This window comes from Flavobacterium sp. (assembly GCF_043756175.1).
In the GTDB taxonomy this organism is placed as follows: domain Bacteria; phylum Bacteroidota; class Bacteroidia; order Flavobacteriales; family Flavobacteriaceae; genus Flavobacterium.
Genome location: NZ_JAYURN010000134.1, coordinates 1 through 3289, shown reverse-complemented (window position 1 = coordinate 3289; position 3289 = coordinate 1). Strand labels below are relative to the sequence as shown.

Annotated in this window: 3 protein-coding genes; all 3 read left to right on the top strand. The window is 34.7% G+C overall.

Annotation, left to right across the window (positions count from 1 at the left end; all coding sequences use genetic code 11):
• A partial coding sequence (locus ACH2BP_RS10715) for a hypothetical protein (protein WP_395059734.1) occupies positions 1–325 on the top strand: 325 nt, incomplete at its 5' end.
• A gap of 135 nt (positions 326–460) precedes the next feature.
• On the top strand, positions 461–832 hold the full coding sequence (locus ACH2BP_RS10710) for a hypothetical protein (protein WP_395059732.1): 372 nt from the start codon (positions 461–463) through the stop codon (positions 830–832).
• Positions 833–1026: 194 nt separating this feature from the next.
• Positions 1027–3168, top strand: a complete 2142-nt coding sequence (locus tag ACH2BP_RS10705) for a TonB-dependent receptor (RefSeq protein ID WP_395059730.1) — start codon at positions 1027–1029, stop codon at positions 3166–3168.
• Positions 3169–3289: the final 121 nt, after the last annotated feature.

The window sequence follows — 3289 nt, the reverse complement described above, 5'->3', positions numbered from 1 at the left end:
AAATAAAGAAGTTATTTCATTCTTGTTTAAAGGTGATTTACCGGCTCAACAGAATCAGCAAATTCAAGAAGCAAAAGAAGTTCGTCAAAAAGAAGACTATAAATTAAGTAAAGACGAAATTCCAAATAGCGAAAATGAAAATCGTGAAGCTGGAGAAACGCAACAACGACAAGTAACAGAAACAATCGTGAGAGATATGCCTAAAATTAATCGTAACGATACCGTAACGATTCAAAACGTGGCTAACGGACAAACACAAGAAATGAAATTCAAAAAAGCCGAAAGCTTAATTGCCTCAGGTCAATGGGTTATTGTGAATGCATAATATTTCAGACGCTTTTACCTAAATAACAGAATCCTCAATTACGAAAGTAGTTGGGGATTTTTTCATTAACTGACAATTATCATGAAGCCTATCAAAATTTTGATGTAAATTTGTATTATAATAAATAACAAAGTCTTGAAACTTTTATATTCCATCATAATTTCCACGCTTTTATTGCTTCCTTCGTTTGGCAACGTGGTCATTTATTTGACTTTTAAAGTCAATCAGGATGAAATTGCAAAAACTTTATGTATCAAAAAGGAAGTAAAAAACAATACCTGTAACGGTAAATGTTATTTAGCAAAACAACTCAAAAAAGGTGCTGAAAAGGAAAAACAAGAATCCTCTAACTTAAAAGAAAAACAAGAACTCGTTTATACTCAAACGGCTTCAAATTACAACTTCACTCCTATTACTACAATCGAAAAAAAGAGAATGATATTTTCCCCTTATTGCGAAAGATCAAAATCAATTGCTGTTTCGATTTTCCATCCACCACTCGTATAATTTTCTAAAAAAAGCACTAAAATACTTAGGAACTAAGGTTCTAAGGCTTCTGATTTTTAGATAAATCAGGCGTTAACATTTCATTGCTTTTTTTAGCCTCAGTACCTTAGAAACTAAGCTAACTGAAACCCTTTATTTTATTGGCTTAAAACCAATGAAACCATAACTGGTACATTATAATTATACAAACTAAAATGAAAAAAATATTCCTTGTCCTTTTGGTCATTGGACAAATCGCCTATGCGCAAGATAAAACCATAAAAGACACCATAAAAGTAGAGGTACTTGAAACCGTCATCGTAACTGCCAATCGAAACGCCACTTTACGGAGAGAAGTTCCTGTAGCCATAACAAAATTATCCCAGAAATTAATAAATGAAACCAAACCTACGGCTGTTTATGAAATCATAAATAAAACACCTGGAGTGATGATGGTCAATTTAGGAAACGAACAACACATGATGTCTATTCGTCAACCTATGACCACCAACAGTTACTATTTGTATTTGGAAGACGGTTTACCGATTCGCCCGATGGGGGTTTTCAACCACAATGCGTTATTAGAAATCAACCAGTTCAACCTTCAAAGCATTGAGGTGGTAAAAGGACCTGTTTCATCCCTTTATGGCCCCGAAGCAGTGGGCGGAGTTGTTAATTTTATCTCCGTTCGGCCTCCGGTTAATCCGGAATTCAAAATTGGTATTCAAGCCGACCAATGGGGTTTCAAACGTTTTCAGGCAGCTGGTGGCGCAACCGTTGGGAAATTTGGGTTTTATGTTGCCGGGTTATCCAGCGAACAAAATCACTCCTGGATGACCTTTTCAGATTATAACAAAGATAACTTCAACGCCAGAATTGATTACAACATTAACTCAAAAACACGCTTAATCAGCAACACGATGATTGGCAAATATTATTCTGACATGAGTGGGAGTATTAATGAAGATGCTTTTTACAAGCGAACTTACAAAAACACCACCGATTTTACCTATAGAAAATCTGATGTCTTGCGCACCAGATTGACTTTAGAACGGGACTGGAACGAAAACGGAAATTCCTTTTTAACTGTTTTTCACAGAGATAATAAATTAGGCCAAAATCCTTCTTATGGAATCCGCTGGATGCAGGGACAAACAAAAGCCCGAGGCGAAATTAACTCCAATAATTTTAAGAGTTATGGCATTTTGGCACAACACTCCCAAAAATTTGATTTCTTAAATTCAAATGTAATTACGGGTGCGTTATACGACTATTCGCCTAATGATTATGGTTCGTATCAAATAGACTTACAAGCCAATCTTAATGCGGATGGAACTGTAAATAATTATCAAATTCTTACTGAAAGACCTGATATTAAACTAGCCGATTATGATGCTAAAATCAAAAATTCGGCAGGTTATTTACAATATAGTTTCAATATAATTAACCAATTAAAATTGACTTTAGGAAGTCGTTACGACCAAATGGATTTGAGCTATGAAAATCATTTGGATAATTCTTCAGGAGACAAAAAATACAATCGTTTTACGAACAAAATTGGAATTAATTTCAATTTAAACAGAAATATAGGATTCTACAGCAATTACTCGCAAGGATTTGCACCTCCGAGTGTTACCGCTATTTTTAGAAAAAAACCAGATACCGGAACACCAACAGTTCCTGCTGAGTTTTATTATAATTTAGAATCTGCAAAGTTTGAAAACTACGAAATCGGAGGTTGGTCATGTATGCTTGAAAACAAATTATATCTCGAGTATGCCATCTATTATATGAAAGGCAAAAACGAATTGTTGAACATTCGCCAGCCCGACAATTCAACAGATTATCAATCAGCAGGCGAAACCCGTCACAAAGGAATTGAGTTTGCTGTAAACTACAAACCATCTGCACAATTATCCATTCGCATTGGAGGAACGGCGGCACAACACACTTTTATTGACTTCAAAGTAAGTGACAAACCAACCGATGCACTACAAAGATTGGATGGATTTGAAATGCCATCAGCTCCAAAATGGGTTGGAAATTCAGAGTTGAATTATTATCCAAAATGGTTGCCTAACTTTAGAACTTCTATTGAATGGCAATTTGTATCAAGCTATTATCAAAACCAAATTAATACCCTAAAATATGATGGTTACAATGTCTTTAACGGTAGAATTGGCTACCAATGGAAAAACGTTGAGTTTTACACCAATATTATGAACATTACCGATAAATTATATGCTTATAATGTGTCACGAGGCAATAATGCAAACGACAAATCAACTTATACTGCAGCTGCTCCACGTACTTTTATGTTTGGATTACAATATCATTTTACTTTAAATAAAAAATAATCACCATGAAAATCAATTATATCTTATTGGCGATCTTGCTGATTGCTCCAATAAAAAAAGCTTTCTCACAAACCATAGATTTCACTCCTATTTTATTGGAAACCAACACAACGACCAGTTG

Excerpts from the sequence above, each read along its gene's own strand:
- ACH2BP_RS10705 (WP_395059730.1), top strand. The coding sequence starts at position 1,027 with ATGAAAAAAATATTCCTTGTCCTTTTGGTCATTGGACAAATCGCCTAT.